At 73.5% G+C, this 20,249-nt stretch carries 17 protein-coding genes; 9 read left to right on the forward strand and 8 right to left on the reverse strand.

The window, feature by feature from the left end; all coding sequences use genetic code 11:
* Window positions 1–23 precede the first annotated feature (23 nt).
* The 3 genes from ABZ386_RS19150 to ABZ386_RS19160 are packed head-to-tail and all read right to left on the reverse strand — an operon-like array spanning window position 24 to window position 1,960.
* Entirely contained in the window at window positions 24–923 is a 900-nt protein-coding gene (locus tag ABZ386_RS19150; protein ID WP_351341454.1) for an aminoglycoside phosphotransferase family protein, read from the reverse strand.
* A gap of 48 nt (window positions 924–971) precedes the next feature.
* Complete coding sequence (locus tag ABZ386_RS19155) at window positions 972–1,436, reverse strand: ferritin-like domain-containing protein (protein ID WP_114255617.1); 465 nt, start codon at window positions 1,434–1,436, stop codon at window positions 972–974.
* Window positions 1,433–1,960, reverse strand: a complete 528-nt coding sequence (locus tag ABZ386_RS19160) for a hypothetical protein (RefSeq protein WP_351341457.1) — start codon at window positions 1,958–1,960, stop codon at window positions 1,433–1,435. The genes ABZ386_RS19155 and ABZ386_RS19160 overlap by 4 nt, the downstream gene beginning before the upstream one ends.
* Window positions 1,961–2,166: 206 nt before the next feature.
* On the opposite strand from ABZ386_RS19160, the gene rimP reads away from it, so the two are divergent.
* The 9 genes from rimP to ABZ386_RS19205 all read left to right on the forward strand — a co-directional run bounded on the left by rimP (window position 2,167) and on the right by ABZ386_RS19205 (window position 14,070).
* Window positions 2,167–2,667: a ribosome maturation factor RimP gene (gene rimP / locus ABZ386_RS19165; protein WP_114255619.1), complete on the forward strand. Its 501-nt coding sequence runs from the start codon at window positions 2,167–2,169 to the stop codon at window positions 2,665–2,667.
* A gap of 2 nt (window positions 2,668–2,669) precedes the next feature.
* A complete protein-coding gene (gene nusA, locus ABZ386_RS19170; RefSeq protein ID WP_358965250.1) occupies window positions 2,670–3,680 on the forward strand; it encodes a transcription termination factor NusA in 1,011 nt (336 codons plus the stop codon).
* A 102-nt stretch (window positions 3,681–3,782) separates the two neighbouring features.
* Window positions 3,783–4,079 (forward strand): YlxR family protein, encoded by a 297-nt coding sequence (locus tag ABZ386_RS19175; RefSeq protein WP_114255621.1) that lies wholly within the window; start codon window positions 3,783–3,785, stop codon window positions 4,077–4,079.
* A 146-nt stretch (window positions 4,080–4,225) separates the two neighbouring features.
* Window positions 4,226–7,327, forward strand: coding sequence for a translation initiation factor IF-2 (infB, locus tag ABZ386_RS19180; RefSeq protein WP_358965252.1), 3,102 nt, complete (start codon window positions 4,226–4,228; stop codon window positions 7,325–7,327).
* Between the two features lie 185 nt (window positions 7,328–7,512).
* Window positions 7,513–7,806, forward strand: a complete 294-nt coding sequence (locus tag ABZ386_RS19185) for a DUF503 domain-containing protein (protein ID WP_010042759.1) — start codon at window positions 7,513–7,515, stop codon at window positions 7,804–7,806.
* Window positions 7,807–7,851: 45 nt separating this feature from the next.
* Window positions 7,852–8,304: a 30S ribosome-binding factor RbfA gene (gene rbfA, locus ABZ386_RS19190; RefSeq protein WP_114255623.1), complete on the forward strand. Its 453-nt coding sequence runs from the start codon at window positions 7,852–7,854 to the stop codon at window positions 8,302–8,304.
* Window positions 8,301–9,206 (forward strand): tRNA pseudouridine(55) synthase TruB, encoded by a 906-nt coding sequence (truB, locus tag ABZ386_RS19195; protein ID WP_358965254.1) that lies wholly within the window; start codon window positions 8,301–8,303, stop codon window positions 9,204–9,206. The genes rbfA and truB overlap by 4 nt, the downstream gene beginning before the upstream one ends.
* A 256-nt stretch (window positions 9,207–9,462) precedes the next feature.
* A complete protein-coding gene (locus tag ABZ386_RS19200) occupies window positions 9,463–12,909 on the forward strand; it encodes a trypsin-like peptidase domain-containing protein (RefSeq protein ID WP_358965256.1) in 3,447 nt (1,148 codons plus the stop codon).
* Between the two features lie 207 nt (window positions 12,910–13,116).
* Entirely contained in the window at window positions 13,117–14,070 is a 954-nt protein-coding gene (locus ABZ386_RS19205) for a bifunctional riboflavin kinase/FAD synthetase (RefSeq protein ID WP_351341476.1), read from the forward strand.
* Here the strand turns inward: ABZ386_RS19205 and ABZ386_RS19210 are convergent.
* From ABZ386_RS19210 to ABZ386_RS19230, 5 genes are read right to left on the reverse strand one after another with little or no spacing between them, the layout of a single operon-like run.
* Window positions 14,067–15,131 (reverse strand): ABC transporter ATP-binding protein, encoded by a 1,065-nt coding sequence (locus ABZ386_RS19210; protein ID WP_358965258.1) that lies wholly within the window; start codon window positions 15,129–15,131, stop codon window positions 14,067–14,069. The two genes, ABZ386_RS19205 and ABZ386_RS19210, sit on opposite strands and share 4 nt — an antisense overlap.
* Entirely contained in the window at window positions 15,128–16,291 is a 1,164-nt protein-coding gene (locus ABZ386_RS19215) for an ABC transporter ATP-binding protein (protein WP_358965260.1), read from the reverse strand. The genes ABZ386_RS19210 and ABZ386_RS19215 overlap by 4 nt, the downstream gene beginning before the upstream one ends.
* A complete protein-coding gene (locus ABZ386_RS19220) occupies window positions 16,288–17,202 on the reverse strand; it encodes an ABC transporter permease (RefSeq protein ID WP_358965262.1) in 915 nt (304 codons plus the stop codon). Before ABZ386_RS19220 ends, ABZ386_RS19215 begins: the two co-directional genes overlap by 4 nt.
* Entirely contained in the window at window positions 17,199–18,245 is a 1,047-nt protein-coding gene (locus ABZ386_RS19225; RefSeq protein WP_358965264.1) for an ABC transporter permease, read from the reverse strand. Before ABZ386_RS19225 ends, ABZ386_RS19220 begins: the two co-directional genes overlap by 4 nt.
* A gap of 10 nt (window positions 18,246–18,255) precedes the next feature.
* Complete coding sequence (locus ABZ386_RS19230) at window positions 18,256–20,106, reverse strand: ABC transporter substrate-binding protein (RefSeq protein WP_358965266.1); 1,851 nt, start codon at window positions 20,104–20,106, stop codon at window positions 18,256–18,258.
* Between the last annotated feature and the right edge of the window lie 143 nt (window positions 20,107–20,249).

The raw sequence follows: 20,249 nt of genomic DNA on the forward strand, positions 1-20,249 counted from the left end.
GAGCGCTCCGGGCGACCGGGCGCTCACAGCCAGCCCGCGAACTCCAGCAGCAGCTCCGCGTCCCGGGGCCGCCCCACGCGTCCCGCCCGCACCCCCGACTCCACGGCCCGGAACAGCGTCCAGCCCCGCAGCCGCTCCTGGTCCACGTCCAGGGACTCCGCCAGCCGCTTCACCCGGCGCCGGGTCGTCGCCGCGCCGGACGGCTGGGCGATCAGGTCCTCCACCCGGTCGCGGACCAGCCGGGCCAGATCGAACGCGCACTCGCCGACCACCGGGTCGGGCCCCACGGCCAGCCACGGCATCCGCTCCCCGGCGAGCACCTTGCTCTGCCGGAACGTGCCGTGCAGCAACCGGTGTTCGGGCGGCGCCGCCAGCAGCTCCTCGCGCGCCGCGAGCGCCAGGTCCACCAGCGGGGCCACCTCGGGATCGGCCTGCGCCCGGGCCCGCATCGCCTCGGCCTGCCGCCCGGTCCGCTCGGCCACCGTCTCGAAGGGGAAACCGGCGGGCGGCTCGACCCACAGCCGCCGCAGCGTCCCCGCCGCCTCCAGCAGCGCCTTCGCCTCCGGCAGGGACCGCACCGACACGTCCGGGTGCAGCCGCTCCAGCAGCAGCACACCCTCGGAAGCGTGGGCGTCGAGCAGCTGTACGGCACCCCGCCCGGCCCAGTGCGCGAGCGCGGCCCGCTCCGCCTCCGGCCGGGCCCGCTCCGGCGCCAGCTTCAGCACGGCGGGCGTCCCGTCGGCCCTCCGCACCAGCACGACCAGGCTGCTGCGCCCGCCCGGCACCTGCACCCGCTCCACGGTCAACTCGCGTAGCGCGACGGCACGCTGCGCCGTCTCGGGCAGCCTCTCCAGCCAGTCGTCACCCTCCGGCGCCGTCTCACCGAGCGCCCTGACCAGGCGCTTCGGCGGTTCGAAAACCATGCGCGAGTCGTTCCCTTCGTACTGTCCGCGGTGCGTGCCCCGCGCGGGTCACGCCGTCGGCGCCGCCGAGGGCGGAGCCGTGCCGGCCCGCTCGGCGAGCCCAGGGAAGGCTACGCTCTCCCCGCGCCAGCGCACCGCCCGCACCGCCGCCTCCCGCAGCGCCTCGGCGGCCAGGGCCCGCCGCCCGCCGCCCGCCGCGCGCACCAGATCGGAGTACACCCCGGCCACCCGGTCCTCCAGCTCCGCGGCGAGCCGCACGGCGGCCGCCGCGTCCGGCACCGGGAACGGCAGGGCGTACCCGGCGGCCGCCGCCACGGGCCGGCCGCCCAGGTCCTTCACCTCGCGCACCAGCGCGTCCCGGCGCGCCCGGTGCGCGTCGTACGCCGTCCGCGCCTCGACGCGCTGCCCCTCGCCGATCCGCCCGCCCACGACGCCGTACCCGTACACCGCCGCGTGCTCGGCCGCCAGCGCCGCCTGCAGGGCCCGCAGCTCCCGGTCCTTCGCCTCGCTCACGCGTCCCCCTCCGTCAGCAGATACACGTGCGCCGCCCCGGCCGCCGCCACCGACGCCAGCAGCCGCGCCAGCTCGCCCGGCACCCCGAGCAGCTCCTTGGACCGCCGGTCGGCGAGTTCCCGCTCCGCGGCGGCGAGCCCGGCCAGGGCGTCCTTGTCGTTCCCCGGCACCGCGGCACTCGGCGAGGCCGAGGGCGTGACCGAGCCCGACCCCGAGGGGGATGCTTTTCGGCCACCCCCGAACGCCTGCGCGTGCCGTACGACGTTCTCCCGCAGCGGCCCCAGGCGCCCCGCGAGCCCCGGCCGGGCGGCGATCACCGCGTCGTACCGCTCCACCAGCCCCTCGCTGTCCCGCGCCGCACGCGCGCGTGCCCGGCGCTCCGCCGCCGACGGGCCGTCGCCCGGGTCGGCCGGGTCCGCCCCGCCGGCGGTGCATCCGGCCACGGCGACGGCCGCCGGGCCCAGGGCGAGCAGACTCCTTCTGCGCGGCCCCGAACGGGCGCGCGGCGATGGGGGGAACGGCACGTCAGACGTCCTCGGGGGCTCGTTGCGAGAAAGAAGCGCATGGCAGGGCTGCACGCCCGTGATCACGGTACCCGGGCCCCCGCCCGGGACCACTCAGCGGCACCGTTCGTGACCGGGTGGACGGCAACACTCCCCGCGACCGGATACCCTTTGACCAGACACGCGACCCATCCCACAACAGCACACGCGGCCGAGGAGTCACCCGGATGAGCACCACCCAGAGCGAGAGGCTGCGAGAACTGCTGGAACCGCTCGTCACCTCCCAGGGCCTGGATCTCGAAGAGATCGAAGTGGACTCCGTCGGCCGCAAGCGTGTACTGCGCGTCGTCGTCGACTCGGACACCGGTGCGGACCTGGACCAGATCGCCGATGTGAGCCGCGCGCTCTCGGCGAAGCTCGACGAGACGGACGCGATGGGCGAGGGGGAGTACACCCTCGAGGTCGGCACCCCGGGCGCGGAGCGCCTCCTCACGGAACACCGGCACTACGTCCGGGCCACGGACCGGCTGGTGAAGTTCCAGCTGGCCGAGGGCGGCGAGCTGGTCGCCAGGATCCTGAAGGTCGACGACGACGGCGTCGACACCGAGGTGCCCGGGGTCAAGGGCCGCAAGGCCACCGCGCGCAGACTCGCCTTCGACGACATCGTCCGGGCACGCGTCCAGGTCGAGTTCAGCCGCAAGGACAACAAGAAGGAAGAGGAGGCGTAGCCGTGGACATCGACATGAGTGCCCTGCGGGGCTTGGTTCGGGAGAAGGAGATCTCCTTCGACCTGCTGGTCGAGGCGATCGAGTCGGCCCTCCTCATCGCCTACCACCGCACCGAGGGAAGCCGCCGCCACGCGCGCGTGGAGCTCAACCGGGAGACCGGCCATGTGACCGTGTGGGCGAAGGAGGACCCCGACGACCTCGAGGAGGGCCAGGAGCCCCGCGAGTTCGACGACACACCGTCCGGTTTCGGCCGTATCGCCGCCACCACGGCCAAGCAGGTCATCCTGCAGCGCCTGCGCGACGCCGAGGACGACGCGACGCTCGGCGAGTACGCCGGCCGCGAGGGCGACATCGTCACCGGCGTGGTCCAGCAGGGCCGCGACCCGAAGAACGTGCTCGTGGACATCGGCAAGCTGGAGGCCATCCTGCCGGTGCAGGAGCAGGTGCCCGGCGAGACCTACCCGCACGGCATGCGGCTGCGGTCGTACGTCGTCCGGGTGGCCAAGGGCGTCCGCGGCCCGTCCGTGACGCTGTCGCGCACGCACCCCAACCTGGTGAAGAAGCTGTTCGCCCTGGAGGTGCCGGAGATCGCCGACGGATCCGTGGAGATCGCCGCGATCGCCCGCGAGGCCGGTCACCGCACCAAGATCGCCGTACGGTCCACCCGGTCCGGCCTGAACGCCAAGGGCGCCTGCATCGGCCCCATGGGCGGCCGGGTGCGCAACGTGATGGGCGAGCTGAACGGTGAGAAGATCGACATCGTCGACTGGTCCGAGGACCCGGCCGAGATGGTGGCGAACGCGCTCTCCCCGGCCCGTGTCTCCAAGGTCGAGATCGTGGACATGTCAACCCGGTCCGCCCGGGTGACCGTCCCCGACTACCAGCTGTCCCTGGCCATCGGCAAGGAGGGCCAGAACGCCCGCCTCGCGGCCCGGCTCACCGGATGGCGGATCGACATCCGCCCGGACACGGAATCGTCCGGGGAACAGACCCGGGACCGCTCCGGGGAATAGATCCAAGCCGCGGGCCGTTCAGATCACGACAGGTTCACGCGCGGCAACTGTTCGAAACCTGCCCCACAGGGGTGAGGTGCGTACGGGGAGGTAGACTTAACAGTGTCTGGCCGGACGCGCGCCCGCGCATGCCCTGAACGCACCTGTGTGGGGTGTCGGGAGCGAGCGGCCAAGGCCGAACTGCTGCGGATCGTGGCGATCGAGGACGCATGCGTCCCTGATCCTCGCGGTACGCTGCCCGGCCGGGGTGCGTACGTTCACCCCGCACTGGTCTGTCTCGACCAGGCGGTACGCCGCCGGGCGTTCACGAGGGCACTGCGCGCCCCGGGAGCGCTCGACACAAAGGCGTTGCGCCGACACGTCGAGCAGACAACAGTTGCCGAGCAGGCAACACCGTAAGACGTGCCGCACGGAACCCCGTGTGGCTTAGGTACCTCGCGAGTCGAAAGCAGGTCGAGATTGCGATGAGCACTCGATGAGTACGCGATGAGTACGCCCATGAACTAGCGACGGTCCGGACGTAACCCGGACCTCAAAGGAGCGAAGTGGCTAAGGTCCGGGTCTACGAACTCGCCAAGGAGTTCGGTGTCGAGAGCAAGGTCGTCATGGCCAAGCTCCAGGAACTCGGTGAATTCGTCCGTTCGGCGTCTTCGACGATCGAAGCGCCCGTTGTACGCAAGCTGACGGACGCCCTCCAGCAGGGCAACGGAGGCGGCAAGCCCGCCCCCGCACGCAAGGCTGCCCCGGCGAAGCCGGCAGCCCCCTCCCCGGCGCAGGCCGCCCGTCCGGCCGCCCCGCGCCCGTCGGCCCCCAAGCCGGCTGCCGAGAAGCCCGCGGCTCCCGCCGCGCCGGCCACTCCCGGCCCCCGTCCCACCCCGGGCCCGAAGCCCGCGCCGCGGCCCGCCCCGGCGTCCCCGGCTCCGACGACGCCCGAGTTCACGGCGCCGCCGTCGGCTCCCGCCGCGCCCGCCTCGTCCCAGGGCTCCGGCCCGCGTCCGGGCGCCCCGCGTCCGGCCGGCCAGGCGCCGCGTCCGGGTGCTCCCCGTCCGGGTGGCCCGGGCCAGGGTGGCCAGGGCCGCGGTGACCGTGGCGACCGTCCCGGCGCTCCGCGTCCGGGTGGCGGCGCCCCGCGTCCCGGTGCCCGTCCGGCGGGTCCCCGTCCGGGCAACAACCCGTTCACCTCTGGTGGCTCCACCGGCATGGCGCGCCCGCAGGCGCCCCGTCCGGGCGGCGCCCCGCGTCCGGGCGGCCCCGGTGCCCCCGGCGGTGCCCCGCGTCCGCAGGGCCAGGGCCAGGGCGGTCCCCGTCCCCAGGGTGCGGCGGGCGGTCCCCGTCCGCAGGCTCCGGGCGGCGCGCGTCCCACGCCGGGCGGCATGCCTCGTCCGCAGGGCGGCGCCCCGCGTCCCGGTGGCGGTCCCGGCGGTCCGCGTCCGAACCCCGGCATGATGCCGCAGCGTCCGGCTGCCGGCCCGCGTCCCGGTGGCGGTGGCCCCGGTGGCCGCGGTCCGGGTGGCGGCGGTCGTCCGGGTGGCGGCGGCGGTCGTCCCGGTGGCGGCGGCTTCGCCGGCCGTCCCGGTGGCGGCGGTGGCGGCTTCGCCGGTCGTCCCGGCGGTCCCGGTGGCGGCGGTGGCGGTTTCGCCGGTCGTCCCGGTGGTCCCGGTGGCGGCGGTGGCCGTCCCGGCTTCGGCGGTCGTCCCGGTGGTCCCGGTGGCCGTGGTGGCACGCAGGGCGCCTTCGGCCGTCCCGGCGGTCCCGCGCGTCGTGGCCGCAAGTCGAAGCGGCAGAGGCGCCAGGAGTACGAGGCCATGCAGGCCCCGTCGGTCGGCGGCGTGATGCTGCCTCGCGGCAACGGCGAGACCGTTCGCCTGTCGCGCGGTGCCTCCCTCACCGACTTCGCGGAGAAGATCAACGCCAACCCGGCGTCGCTCGTCGCGGTCATGATGAACCTCGGCGAGATGGTCACGGCCACGCAGTCCGTCTCCGACGAGACGCTGCAGCTCCTCGCCGACGAGATGAACTACACGGTTCAGATCGTCAGCCCGGAGGAGGAGGACCGCGAGCTCCTCGAGTCCTTCGACATCGAGTTCGGCGAGGACGAGGGCGACGAGGAGGACCTGATGGTCCGCCCGCCGGTCGTCACCGTCATGGGTCACGTCGACCACGGTAAGACCCGGCTCCTCGACGCCATCCGCAAGACGAACGTCATCGCGGGCGAGGCCGGCGGCATCACCCAGCACATCGGTGCCTACCAGGTCGCGACCGAGGTCAACGACGAAGAGCGCAAGATCACCTTCATCGACACCCCGGGTCACGAGGCGTTCACCGCCATGCGTGCCCGTGGTGCGCGGTCGACCGACATCGCGATCCTGGTCGTCGCGGCCAACGACGGCGTCATGCCGCAGACGGTCGAGGCGCTCAACCACGCCAAGGCGGCCGACGTCCCGATCGTCGTCGCGGTCAACAAGATCGACGTCGAGGGCGCCGACCCGACCAAGGTGCGCGGTCAGCTCACCGAGTACGGGCTGGTGGCCGAGGAGTACGGCGGCGACACGATGTTCGTCGACATCTCCGCCAAGCAGGGTCTGCACATCGACTCCCTGCTGGAGGCCGTGATCCTCACGGCCGACGCCTCGCTCGACCTGCGGGCCAACCCGAACCAGGACGCGCAGGGCATCGCGATCGAGTCCCGTCTCGACCGCGGCCGCGGTGCCGTGTCGACGGTCCTCGTCCAGCGCGGCACGCTGCGGGTCGGCGACACCATGGTGGTCGGCGACGCGTACGGCCGAGTCCGGGCGATGCACGACGACAACGGCAACCTCGTCACCGAGGCGGGCCCGTCGACGCCGGTCCAGGTCCTGGGCCTGACCAACGTCCCGGGTGCGGGCGACAACTTCCTCGTCGTCGACGAGGACCGTACGGCCCGCCAGATCGCGGAGAAGCGCGCCGCCCGCGAGCGGAACGCCGCGTTCGCCAAGCGCACGCGCCGCGTGTCGCTGGAGGACCTGGACAAGGTGCTGAAGGCCGGCGAGGTCCAGCAGCTGAACCTGATCATCAAGGGCGACGCGTCCGGATCGGTCGAGGCTCTGGAGTCCTCCCTGCTCCAGCTGGACGTCGGCGAAGAGGTCGACATCCGCGTCCTGCACCGCGGCGTCGGTGCGGTCACGGAGTCCGACATCGACCTGGCCATGGGCTCCGACGCCATCGTCATCGGCTTCAACGTGCGCGCCGCCGGGCGTGCGCAGCAGATGGCCGAGCGCGAAGGCGTGGACGTCCGGTACTACTCGGTCATCTACCAGGCGATCGAGGAGATCGAGGCGGCCCTCAAGGGCATGCTCAAGCCGGAGTACGAAGAGGTCGAGCTCGGTACGGCGGAGATCCGCGAGGTCTTCAAGTCGTCCAAGCTGGGCAACATCGCGGGTGTTCTCATCCGCTCCGGCGAGGTCAAGCGGAACACCAAGGCCCGCCTCATCCGCGACGGCAAGGTGGTCGCGGAGAACCTCAACATCGAGGGCCTGCGTCGCTTCAAGGACGACGTCACCGAGATCCGCGAAGGGTTCGAGGGCGGTATCAACCTCGGCAACTTCAACGACATCAAGGTCGACGACGTCATCGCGACGTACGAGATGCGCGAGAAGCCGCGGGTGTAACACCCACGGTTTCCCAGCCGGCCGACGCGGCACCCGCCGCGTCGGCCGGCTGGCCGTTGGGGCGCGGTGCGCACGGGAAAACCCGATCGAGCACCCGCCCCGTTCGCGGTAACGTTCCTGGTGTCCCTGCCACCCCTACCGGCAGGGCCATCGATCCCGTACCGGCGGGTCATCCGGATACACACATGTACGTGGGGACTCTGTCCTTCGACCTGCTTCTCGGCGACGTACGGTCGCTGAAGGAGAAGCGCTCCGTCGTCCGCCCCATCGTCGCCGAGCTCCAGCGCAAGTACGCGGTGAGCGCGGCCGAGGTGGACCACATGGACCTCCACCGCAGGGCCGTCATCGGTCTCGCGTTGGTGTCCGGCGACGCGGGGCACCTGAGCGAGGTGCTCGACCGGTGCGAACGGCTGGTCGCCGCCCGCCCCGAAGTGGAGCTGCTGTCCGTCAGACGGCGCTTCCACGGTGAAGACGACTGACGACCCCAAGAACGAACCGGACAGGAAAGAACGGGAGACGGACCAGTGGCCGACAACGCGCGGGCTAAAAGGCTGGCGGACCTCATCCGAGAGGTGGTGGCCCAGAAGCTGCAGCGCGGGATCAAGGACCCGCGGCTCGGCTCGCACGTCACCATCACGGACACCCGGGTCACGGGTGACCTCAGGGAGGCGACCGTCTTCTACACGGTGTACGGGGACGACGAGGAGCGGGCGGCCGCGGCCGCCGGTCTGGAGAGCGCCAAGGGCGTGCTCCGTTCCGCGGTCGGCGCGGCGGCGGGCGTGAAGTTCACGCCGACGCTGACCTTCGTCGCCGACGCGCTGCCCGACACCGCCCGGACCATCGAGGACCTCCTCGACAAGGCCCGCCAGTCCGACGAGAAGGTGCGCGAGGTCTCGGCCGGCGCCAAGTACGCCGGCGACGCCGACCCGTACCGCAAGCCGGACGAGGACGACGAGACGGACGACACCGCCGAATGACCCAGAAGCACACCACGCCCGACGGCCTCGTCATCGTCGACAAGCCGTCGGGCTTCACTTCGCACGACGTCGTCGCCAAGATGCGCGGCATCGCCCGGACCCGACGCGTCGGGCACGCCGGCACCCTCGACCCGATGGCCACGGGCGTCCTCGTCCTCGGCGTCGAGAAGGCCACCAAACTCCTCGGCCACCTCGCGCTGACCGAGAAGGAGTACCTGGGCACCATCCGCCTGGGACAGAACACCCTCACGGACGACGCCGAGGGGGAGATCACCTCCTCCGCCGACGCCTCCAAGGTCACCCGCGAGGCCATCGACGCCGGCATCGCCAAGCTGACCGGCGACATCATGCAGGTGCCGTCCAAGGTCAGCGCCATCAAGATCAACGGCGTGCGCTCCTACAAGCGCGCCCGGGAGGGCGAGGAGTTCGAGATCCCCGCCCGCCCCGTGACGGTCTCCTCCTTCGGCGTGCACGACGTCCGGGACGCCGTCGCCGAGGACGGCACGCCCGTGCTCGACCTGGTCGTGTCGGTCGTCTGCTCCTCCGGCACGTACATCCGGGCCCTCGCCCGCGACCTGGGCGCCGACCTCGGCGTCGGCGGTCACCTCACCGCCCTGCGCCGCACCCGCGTCGGCCCCTACAAGCTGGACGCCGCCCGCACCCTCGACCAGCTCCAGCAGGAGCTGACCGTGATGCCCGTCGCCGAAGCCGCCGCGGCCGCGTTCCCCCGCTGGGACGTCGACGCCCGCCGCGCCAAGCTGCTCACCAACGGCGTACGGCTGGAGATGCCCGACCAGTACGCGGGCTCCGGCCCGGTCGCCGTCTTCGACCCGGAGGGACGCTTCCTCGCCCTCGTCGAGGAGCAGCGGGGCAAGGCCAAGAGCCTGGCCGTCTTCGGCTGACCGCCCGCCCGGGGCGGTCCGCCCGTGGAGCGGCGACCACGGGGTACCTCCACTGCCGCCGCTCCACGGTCCCCCCTCGGTTCCCCCACCCCTAGGGTGTATCCAGCCGCCCCCGTTCCTTCACCCGTCTGTGCGGGCGCTCGGAGTGAACCGGGGGAGCGGAAGGGGGCGCTTTCGCAGAGCGATCTGTCCCGCTGATCATCCCGCCCCTACTGTCGAACACAAGGGCACGGGTGTACGGCGGGGAGGCTCGACGATGACGTCGCGGAACCGGTCCCGGGAGACACACGACAGCACAGCAGGCTCCCAGGACCGCCCCGGAACAGCGCAACAGACCAGCGGTACGGCGGAGTACGCAGACCGGGCGATCCCCGGCGAGGCTCTCGTCCGCATCCACGACCTGGCCGGCCGGCCCCGCGGCACCGGCTTCCTGGCCGACCGGCACGGCACGCTCGTCACCAGCCACGAGGCCGTCGACGGACTGCCCCGGCTCGTCCTGTACGGCGCCGGGGACCGCAGCCGGGTCGTGACCGCCGAGGCGGTCACCCCGCTGCCCGACCTCGACCTCGCCCTCGTCCGCACCGAGGGGCTCGGCGTGCCGCCGCTGCCCGTCACCGTGCGGGGCGGGGCGGAAACCGGCGCCTACGTACGGATCGCCGCCGGGGGCTGGCGGGAGGCGCGGGTGCTGGGCACGACCGCCGTGACCTACGCGGCCACGGACCGCTTCCACCGCCTCGACGGCGCGCTGGAACTCGCGGTCGGCACGGCAGGGCGGGACGCGCTGCGACTGGGCGGCGGAGCGGCCGGCGGCCCCGTGCTCGACGCCGGGACGGGCGCCGTCGTCGGCGTGCTCGGCACCGCGCTCAGCTCCGGCCACCGCGACGTCGGCTTCGCCGTACCCCTGCACGCCGGGCCGGCCGGCGCGGCGGGACCGCTCGCCGACCTGCTCGCCGAGAACGCGGCGACGGTGCCCGCCTACGGCGCCGACCTCAACCTCGCCGGGGTGCTGGAGCTGACCGGCACATCGGCCGGGCTGGACGGCCCGCCCGGCGGCACCGGCCTCCCGGAACCGGTCGAACGGGCCGCCGTGGTCGCCGGACTCGACGCCTTCACGGCGGGCCCGGGGGCCGTACTCGGCCTCGTCGGGCCGCCCGGCAGCGGCCGCACCACGGAACTCGCGGCGCTCGCCGCCCGCCGCGGCCGCGGCGGGCACCCCACCCTGTGGCTGCGCGGCTGCGAACTGCGCGCCGACGACACCTCCGTGGCGGACGCGGCCCGCCGGGCGCTGACCCGGGCCCTGCCCGTCGTGGCGGCCGCCCGCGCCCCCTTCCCCGCCGACCCGGGCGACACCACGCCCGAGCGCCTCGCCCGTTTCGCCGGCTCCCTCGGCCGCCCCCTGCTGCTCCTCCTCGACAACCCCGAGGAGATGCCGCCGGCCCTGGCCCGCCGCCTGGCCGACTGGACCGACGGGACGGTGCGGTGGCTGCGGGAGACGGGAGTGCGCCTGGTCGTGGCGTGCCGGACGGAGTACTGGGAGGAGGTGTCGGACCTCCTGGACCGGCCCGCGTGCCTGCGGCTCGGCGACCTCACCGAGGACGAGGCGAGCCAGGCCCGCCTGCGCCACGGCATCCCGGAGAGCGCCCTCGTCCCCGCCGACGCCCGGCACCCCCTCACCCTCGGTCTGCTCGCCGAGGTCAGGGCCGCCCTCGCCGACGCCCCCGAAGCCCCGCACGCCGCCACCACCGACCGGGACGGCGTCCTCTGCGCCTACCTGGACCTGATGTCCCTGCGCATCGCCCTCCGCCTGGCCGCCGGGAACGGCCTGCACGGCACGGCCGTACGGCGGCTGGCCGCCAAGGTCGCCGGGCAGGTGCACGAGGCCGCCCGGCGCAGCCTCGGCCCCGGGCCGGGGGACCTGGACCGTGCGGCCTTCGAGGAGGTGTTCCCGTGGGGGCCCGCCCCGGCGCGGCTCGGCGGCGGCACCGGCTGGGCGTCGGCCGTCCTCGCCGAGGGCCTGCTCGTGCCCGCCGGGCCCGGCTACCGCTTCGCCCACGAGGAACTCGCCGACTGGCTCCAAGGCATGCACCTCGACCTCGACGAGGCTCTGCACGCCCTCGTCCACCGCCGCGGTGCCCCACAGCCCGACCCCGTCCCGCACCACCGCATCGGACCCGTCGTCCAGGCCCTGCTGTGCCTCGCGCGCCAGCACGGCACGGAACGGCTGGCGGCCCGTCTCACCGACCTGGTGCACGCCCTGGACGCCGACCCGCGGTCCTGGTGGGCCGCCCGGCTGCTCACCGGCACCCTGGCCGCCGTGCCCGACGCGACGCCGTACAGCGAGGTGCTGCGGCTGCTCGCCGACCGGGTCGTGGCCTGGCGGCGGCTCGGGCATCCGGTGCCCGAGGAGGCGGGGCCCGCCTTCTGGACCGGGTTGCGGCTGCCGGAGGGCGTGCGCTGCGCGCTGCTCAGGCGGCTGGTCCACGCCGACGGCCCGCCGTGCGAGGCCGGCCCCCGTTTCCTGGACGCCGTCGCCGGTCTGCTCGCCACCGACCCCGCCGCCGTCCAGCCCCTGCTCGCCGACTGGTTCGACGACGAGCAGCCCCTGCCCGCCACCCCGCACGCGACCGTGGCCACGGCCGCGCAGGCGCTGCTGCACACCCACCGCCACGCCGCCCTGGACGACCTCGTGGACGTGCTCGTCGACCGCGCGCACCGGCGGGCCCGGGAACTGCTGGCCGTGCTGGCCGAGGAGGAACCGTCGGCGGTGTGCCGGGCCGTCGACCGATGGGCACGCGACGAGCGGCCGGCGCGCCGGCACGCCGCGATGGAGCACGGACTGCGCGTCGCGCCGCACGTGACCGCCGGAGGCGACCGGGCCCTCCTGCGCTACGCGGCCCTCACCCTGCTCGCCCGCCCCGCCGACCGCGCCCTGCACGGCGGAGCGCTCGCCCTCCTCGTCCAGGACCCGCACACCCGCGCCCGGTACCTCCCCCGCGCGCTGGAGCACTTCGCGGCGGGCGACCCGCAGCTCCCGCCGGACGCACTGGCCCGTGCCCTCCCGGTCTGCCCCGAGCCGGTCCTCGGCGCCTTCGCCGCGCGGCTGGAGCGGCCGGACCCGGAGGACGCCCTGCGGGCGCTCGCCGACGCCACCCCGCCCGGCCTGGCCCACCGGGTCGCCGCGCTGCTCCGGGAGGCGGCGGAGCGACGGCCGGAACTCGCCGGGCACGCGGCCGCATACGTGGACCAGCGGCTCGACCGGGGCCCCGCCGCCCGGGCCGTGCTCCTGCCGCTGGTCAGCGGCCTGCTCGAGGGCGGCCCCATCCGGCTGCGGTGTGCCCTCGCCACCGTCCTCACCCCGCCCGGCATCCCCGCCTCCCGCCCGCTCCGCCGCGAACTGCGCGACGCGCTCCTGGCACGCGAGCACGACACCGACGTGCTGGACGCGCTGCTGCACGCCGCCGCCCGGAACGGCGGCGACGACCTGCGCGACCTCGTCCGCCGCATCGGCCTGCTCCTGGCCCGCACCCCGGAGGGCGCGAGCCGCTTCGACCGCGCCCTGGTCGACCTCGGCCGGCACGTGCCCGGCTTCGCCGCCCGCCTGGCCGGCTGGCTGGCCGACGCGCCGGGGGAGTGGGCGGCCCTGGTCGGCCCGAGCTGCCACCGGACGATCGAGAACCTGGCGGGCGTCCGCGTCCCGGCCTGACCGGCGCGGGCGTCCGCGTTCCCGCCCGGCCGGTGCGGGCGTGCGCGTCCCCGCCTGACCGGCGCGGGGTGTCGTGCGCCCGGTCACAGCGCCCATGCCGATGCGGGCGGCGGGGACCCGGCATGGCACCCTTAGACCTGCGTACGCGTCACCACGGACAACCGACCGGACACGGGTTCGACGAGCTTTCGACAAGGAGCAGGCACAGTGCAGCGCTGGCGTGGCTTGGAGGACATCCCCCAGGACTGGGGGCGCAGCGTCGTCACCATCGGCTCCTACGACGGAGTGCACCGCGGACACCAGCTGATCATCCGGCATGCCGTGGACCGCGCCCGGGAGCTGGGCGTGCCCGCCGTCGTCGTCACCTTCGACCCGCACCCCAGCGAGGTCGTCCGCCCCGGCAGCCACCCGCCCCTGCTCGCCCCGCACCACCGCCGCGCCGAACTCATGGCGGACCTGGGCGTGGACGCGGTGCTCATCCTGCCCTTCACGACCGAGTTCTCGAAGCTGTCGCCGGCCGACTTCGTCGTCAAGGTGCTCGTCGACAAGCTGCACGCCAAGGCGGTCGTCGAGGGCCCCAACTTCCGCTTCGGCCACAAGGCCGCGGGCAACGTGGAGTTCCTCGCCACGCAGGGCAAGACCTACGACTTCGAGGTCGAGGTCGTCGACCTGTACGTGACCGGAGAGGCGGGCGGCGGGGAGCCGTTCTCCTCCACGCTGACGCGGCGTCTGGTCGCCGAGGGCGACGTCCAGGGCGCCGCCGAGATCCTGGGCCGGCCGCACCGGGTGGAGGGCGTCGTCGTCCGGGGCGCCCAGCGCGGGCGCGAAATGGGCTTCCCGACGGCCAACGTGGAGACGCTGCCGCACACGGCCATCCCGGCCGACGGTGTGTACGCCGGGTGGCTGCACGCGCAGGGGGAGGCGATGCCGGCGGCGATCTCCGTCGGCACGAACCCGCAGTTCGAGGGGACCGAGCGGACGGTGGAGGCGTACGCCATCGACCGGGTCGGGCTGGATCTGTACGGGCTGCACGTCGCGGTCGACTTCCTGGCGTTCGTGCGGGGGCAGGCGAAGTTCGACACGCTGGACGCGTTGCTGGAGCAGATCGGGCGGGACGTGCAGAAGTGCCGGGAGCTGGTGGCGGCTGACGAGGCCGCCTAGTCCTCCTGAGGGCCGGGTGCGGGTGGGTGGGGGCTTGTCGCGCAGTTCTCCGCGCCCCTGAGGGACGTTGCCCAGTGGCAGGCGACCTGTGACTGGCCGCCCCCGCTCAGCACTTCCAAGTCCTGGTGTCTGCACGCGTCGCCCACGCCCGCCCGCTCCGCCTCGCCGCTCGCCAGGATCTGGCAGCGTGCGTGGAAGCGGCAGCCTGACGGCACGCGGGACGGGTCCGGGGGTTCGCCGGTGAGGATCACCGGGGCGCCAGGAGCTTCGGGGAGCACCGACAGCAGGGCCTGGGTGTACGGGTGCACGGGGGCCGTGAGGACCTGTTCCACCGCGCCGGTCTCCACGATCCGGCCCAGGTACATCACGGCCACCCGGTCGGCGATGTTCCAGGCCAGGCCGAGGTCGTGGGTGACGACCAGCGCGGACAGGCCGAGGCCGGCGCGCAGCCGGAGCAGCAGGGCGAGGATCTCGCCGCGTACCGAGGCGTCGAGGGAGGCCACCGGCTCGTCGGCGACGAGGAGTTCGGGTTCCAGGACGAGCGCGCCCGCGATGACGACCCGCTGGCGCTGCCCGCCGGACAGTTCGTGGGGGTAGCGCAGGAAGAAGCGCTCCGGAGGGCGCAGGCCGGCCCGGGACAGTGCCTCGGCGACCGCTGTCCGCTCGTCGCCTCCGTAACCGTGGATGCGCAGGCCCTCGGCGACCGCGTCGTACACCGTGTGCCGGGGGTTGAGCGAGCCGCTCGGGTCCTGCAGGACCAGTTGGACGCGCTTGCGGTAGGCCTTCAGGGAGCGGCCGGAGTAGTCCAGCGGGCGGCCGTCGAAGGCGACCCGGCCCGCCGTGGGCTCGACCAGGCCCAGCAGGGCGCGGGCCAGGGTCGTCTTGCCGCAGCCGGACTCGCCGACCAGCGCGACGATCTCGCCGGGCCGGATGTCGAGGTCGACCCCGTCGACGGCGCGGGCCCGGGGGCCGCCGTGCCGGCCGGGGAAGGTGACGTGGAGGCCCTGGGCGCTCAGCAGGGGCGCCGTGGTGACGTCGGGGGCCGTGGGGGAGAGGGTCATGGCGTGCCGGGCCTCGCTTCCTCCAGGGGCTCGGGGCCCTCCGGTGCTCGGCGCCCGTCATGGGCCTCCGAGGCGTCACGGGCCTCCGGCGCGTAGCGGGTTTCCGGCGTGTCACGGGCCACCTGCGTCTCATGGGCCTCCGACGTGCCACTGGCCACCGGCGTCTCACATGCCTCCGACGCGTCACGGATGCCGTCCGTTCCGTCCACCGGCGCACCCACCAGCACGCACGCCGCCCGTCGCTCCGCCCCCGCCTCCCGCAGTACCGGATCCTCCTCGGCGCACGCCTCCAGCGCCACCGGGCAGCGGGGGTGGAACGTGCACCCGGACGGCAGCGCGGCCGGGTCCGGCGGGTCGCCCGCCAGCCCCTGCGGCGCGAACCGGGAGGCCGGGTCGCCGATGCGCGGGAACGCGGCCGACAGGGCCCGGGCGTACGGGTGCCGGGCGTCCTCGTACACCTGCGCCGCCGGGCCCTCCTCGACCACCCGGCCCGCGTACATCACCGCCAGCCGGTCACAGGTGTCGGCCAGGACGGCCAGGTCGTGGCTGATCATGATCAGGCCGAGGTCCTGGTCCGCGACCAGCTGCTCGATGAGCCGGAGGATCTGGGCCTGGATCATCACGTCCAGCGCGGTGGTCGGCTCGTCGGCGATGACCAGGCGCGGGTCGCAGGCCAGGGCCATGGCGATCATGACGCGCTGGCGCTGGCCGCCGGACAGCTCGTGCGGGTAGGCGTCGGCGCGGGCGGCGGGGAGGCCGACCTGCTCCAGCAGCTCGCCGGTCTTCTTCTTCGCCCCGGCCGGGGTCGCCTTCCGGTGCAGCAGGATCGGCTCGGCGATCTGGTCGCCGATGCGGTGCACGGCGTTCAGGGAGTGCATCGCGCCCTGGAAGACGACCGAGGCCCCGGCCCAGCGCACCGCCCGCACCCGGCCCCACTTCATCGTCAGCACGTCCTCGCCGTCGAGCAGGACCTCCCCGGTGATGCGCGTCCCGGACGGCAGCAGCCGCAGCAGGGCCAGCGCCAGCGTGGACTTGCCGCAGCCGGACTCCCCGGCCAGGCCGAGCTTGCGCCCCGCGTCCAGGCGCAGGTCCACCCCGCGCACGGCGGCCGCGCCGCCCGGGTACGTCACGGTCAGGTTCCTGACGTCGAGCAGACTCAACGCGACACCCCCAGCCTGGGGTTGAGGACGGACTCCACGGCCCGTCCGCACAGCGTGAACGCCAGCGCCACCACGGCGATGGCGATGCCCGGCGGCACCAGGTACCACCAGTCCCCGGCACTGACCGCGCCCGCCTCCCGGGCGTCCTGGAGCAGCCCGCCCCACGACACGACCGTCGGGTCGCCGAGGCCGAGGAAGGCCAGGGTCGCCTCGGCGAGGATGGCCGAGGAGATGATCAGGGTCGTCTGGGCCAGCACCAGCGGCATCACGTTGGGCAGGACGTGCCGGGACATGATGTGCCAGTGGCCGCCGCCGAGCGCCCTCGCCCGCTCGATGTACGGCCGGGTCTCCACCGCGAGGGTCTGCGCGCGCACCAGGCGCGCGGTGGTCGGCCAGGTGGTGACGCCGATCGCGACGACGGTCGTGGTCAGGGAGCGGGACATCACGGTCGCCAGGGCGATCGCCAGCACCAGCGTCGGCATGACCAGGAACCAGTCGGTGATGCGCATCATCACCGTCGCGTACCAGCCCTTGAAGTGACCGGCCGTCACCCCGATCAGGGTGCCGATCGCGACTGACAGCACGGCCGCGAGCAGCCCCACCAGCAGCGACACCCGCGAGCCCCAGACCACCAGCCCCAGCAGGTCCCGCCCGAACTGGTCGGTACCGAGCGGGAACTCGGCGCTCGGGCTCTGCATCGGACGCCCCGGAGCGTCGGTCACGCTGCTCACGTCGGAGCCCACGAACAGGGGTGCGAACAGCGCCAGCAGCGCGCACAGGGCGAGCACGGCCAGGCCGTACAGCCCCGCCCGTTCGGCGCGGTACTGCCGCCAGAAGCGGGCGACGGAGGCCCGGCGGCGCTGCCGGGCCAGGGCGCGCGGGCCCGGGGCCGTGCCGGTCGACGTCGTCATCGGGCCACCCGGGGGTCGAGCAGCGGATAGACCAGGTCGGCGAGGGTGTTCATCAGGATCACCGCGGCGGCGAACACGAAGAACAGGCCCTGCACCAGCGGCAGGTCGGGCACGCTCAGCGCCTGGTAGAACAGCCCGCCGAGGCCCGGCCAGGAGAACACGGTCTCCACCAGGATCACGCCCGCCACCGTCCGTCCCAGGTTGATGAAGATCAGCGTCACGGTCGGCAGCAGCGCGTTCGGCACGGCGTGCCGGCGGCGCACGAGGTCGTCGCGCAGGCCCTTGGCCCGGGCGGTCGTCAGATAGTCGCTGCCCATCTCGTCCAGCAGCGCCGACCGCGTGACCAGCAGCGTCTGCCCGTACTCCACCGCCACCAGCGTCACCACCGGCAGCACCAGATGGTGCGCCACGTCGAGCACGTAGGCGAAGCCCTCCTCGCCGCCCGACTCCATGCCGCCGGTCGGGAACAGGCCCGGCAGCGGGCCGATGCCCACCGACAGCACGATGATCAGCAGCAGCCCCAGCCAGAAGGACGGGATCGAGTACAGGGTCAGCGCGAGGCCGGTGTTGACCCGGTCGCCGAGCCCGCCGCGCCGCCACGCCGAGCGCGTGCCCAGGAAGATGCCGAGCACGGTGTAGAGGACGAAGGCCGTGCCGGTGAGCAGCAGGGTGTTCGGCAGCGCCTCGGTGATCTTGTCGACCACGGGCGCGCGGAACTGGTACGACGTGCCGAAGTCGCCGGTGAGGGCCTTGCCGCAGTAGTCGGTGAACTGCCGCCACAGCGGCAGATCGAGCCCGAACTCCTCGCGGTACGCGGCCAGCTGCTCGGCGGAGACCTGGCGGCCGCCGGTCATGGTCTTCACCGGGTCACCGGGGATCAGCCGGAAGAGGAAGAAACTGGTGACGAGGACGGCCAGCAGCGAGACGGCCGCACCGGCCACCTTCCCGGCCAGGTACCGCGGGTACGCGGAGCGCTTGCGTACCCGCGGCCCGGCCGCCGGCTGCCTGTCCTCGACCAGCGTGGAGGTCGCGTCGGCGGTCATGGGCGCCCGGTCACTCACGGTCGTCGGCACCGGCCCGGCGCCGCACCGCCACGACCGTGCCGAGGCCGATCAGCAGGACGAGGCTCGTGGCGATGACGGCCACGACGGCCGTGGACGAACCGCCGGAGGAGTCGCCGGAGTCCGCCGGCACCGCCGACCACCAGCTCCAGTAGCCGTCCTGGCCGTAGATGTTGCCCGCCTTCGCCGGCATCGTCGTGATCGACTTGATCTGGTCCGTCCGGTAGGCCTCGACCGCGTTCGGGTACGCCATGACGTTCATGTACCCGAGGTCGTACAGCCGCGACTCCATCTGCTGGACGAGGTCCGCCCGTTTGGCGGGGTCGTACTCCGCGAGCTGCCGGGCGTAGAGCTCGTCGTACTTCTTGTCGCAGATGAAGTTGTCCGTCGCGCCCGTGTCCTTCGGGGTCGCCGGGAGCGCGCCGCAGGTGTGGATGGACAGCACGAAGTCCGGGTCGGGGTTCACGGACCAGCCGTCGAACGCCAGGTCGTACGTGCCGGCGAGCCAGGGGTCGGTCACGTTGTCCAGGCAGTCCAGCCGGACGCCGATGCCGAGGTCGCCCCACCACTCCTGAAGGTACTTGCCGACCGCCTTGTCGTTCGGGTCGGTGGCGTGGCACAGGACGCGGTAGGTGATCGGCTTGCCGTCCTTGCCGACGCGCTTGCCGTCGCCGTTCTTCCGGTACCCGGCCCGGTCGAGCAGCTGCGCGGCCTTCGCCGGGTCGTACGCCAGCTTCTGGCTCGCGGACGGCTTCCAGAAGTACTGCGAGAAGCGCGGCGGGATGTAGCCCTCGCCCTCGACGGCGTGCCCACGGAACACCTTGTCGATGATGGCCTCGCGGTCCACGGCCATGAACAGCGCGTGGCGCACCCGCTGGTCCAGCAGGGAGGGGTGGCCGTCGCCGAACTTCTCGCCGTTCTTCGCCTTCGCGCCCGGGTTGGTGGCGAGGGCGTAGAAGCGACGGCCGGGGGCGTCGTTGACCTTGATGTTCTCCGCGCCCTCCAGGGATTCCGCCTGCGCGGGCGTCAGCGACGGCGACCCGGCGACGAAGGACACCTCGCCCTTGCGCAGCGCCGACACGGCCGCGTCCTGGTCCTTGTAGTAGCGGAAGACCAGCTCGTCGAACTTGGGCGCCCCGCGCCAGAAGCTCTTGTTCGCCTTGAGCCGCACATAGCTGTCGGCCTTGTACCCGGTCAGCACGAACGGCCCGTTGCCCACCACCGGGAAGCTCTTGTCGTTGTTGAACTCCGAGAAGTCCGAGACCTTCTCCCACACGTGCTTCGGCACGATCGGCACGTCGAGCGCGGTCATCGTGGCCTGCGGCTTCTTCAGCTCGATGACCAGCTTGGTGGGGCTCGGCGCCGTCACCTTCCGGAAGTTCCCGACGTAGCTGCCGTTCGCCGTGGCCGCGCCGGAGTCGGTCATCATCTTGTTGAACGTCCACGCCGCGTCCTCGGCGGTGGCCTGCCTGCCGTCCGACCACGCGGAGTTCGTGCGGATCGTGTACGTCCAGGTGAGCTTGTCCGGCGACGGCTCCCACTTGGTGGCCAGGCCCGGGACGGCGTGGTTGTCCTTGGGGTCGTAGTTCGTCAGGTACTCGTACATGAGCCGGTGGATGCTCGTGCTGAGCAGCCGGACCGCCAGGAACGGGCTGAGCGAGTCCACGCTCTGCGCCACTGCGACGGTGAGCACCTTCTTGCCGTCGTCGGCCGCCCGGGCCTGCTGGGGCGCCGGGTCGAGCGGGGTCGCGAGACCGGCGGTGAGGGTGAGCGCGACCGCCCCGGCCGCGGCGACGAGCCGGAGGCCGCGCGGGAGGCTGCGTGTCTGATCGTTCGTGCCCATGGTCGGACCTCGCGTCATCGCTCGGACGGGAAGGACGGGTTGATCAGCTGTCAGTGGATGCTGAGTGTGTATCAGCGGCCGTTCCCAGCCGTCAACGGCGCGTTCACCCCTTGTGGCCTGCGGAAATAACGAATTGGCGAGCT

Source organism: Streptomyces sp. NPDC006140 (assembly GCF_040628815.1).
Classification (GTDB): Bacteria; Actinomycetota; Actinomycetes; order Streptomycetales; family Streptomycetaceae; genus Streptomyces.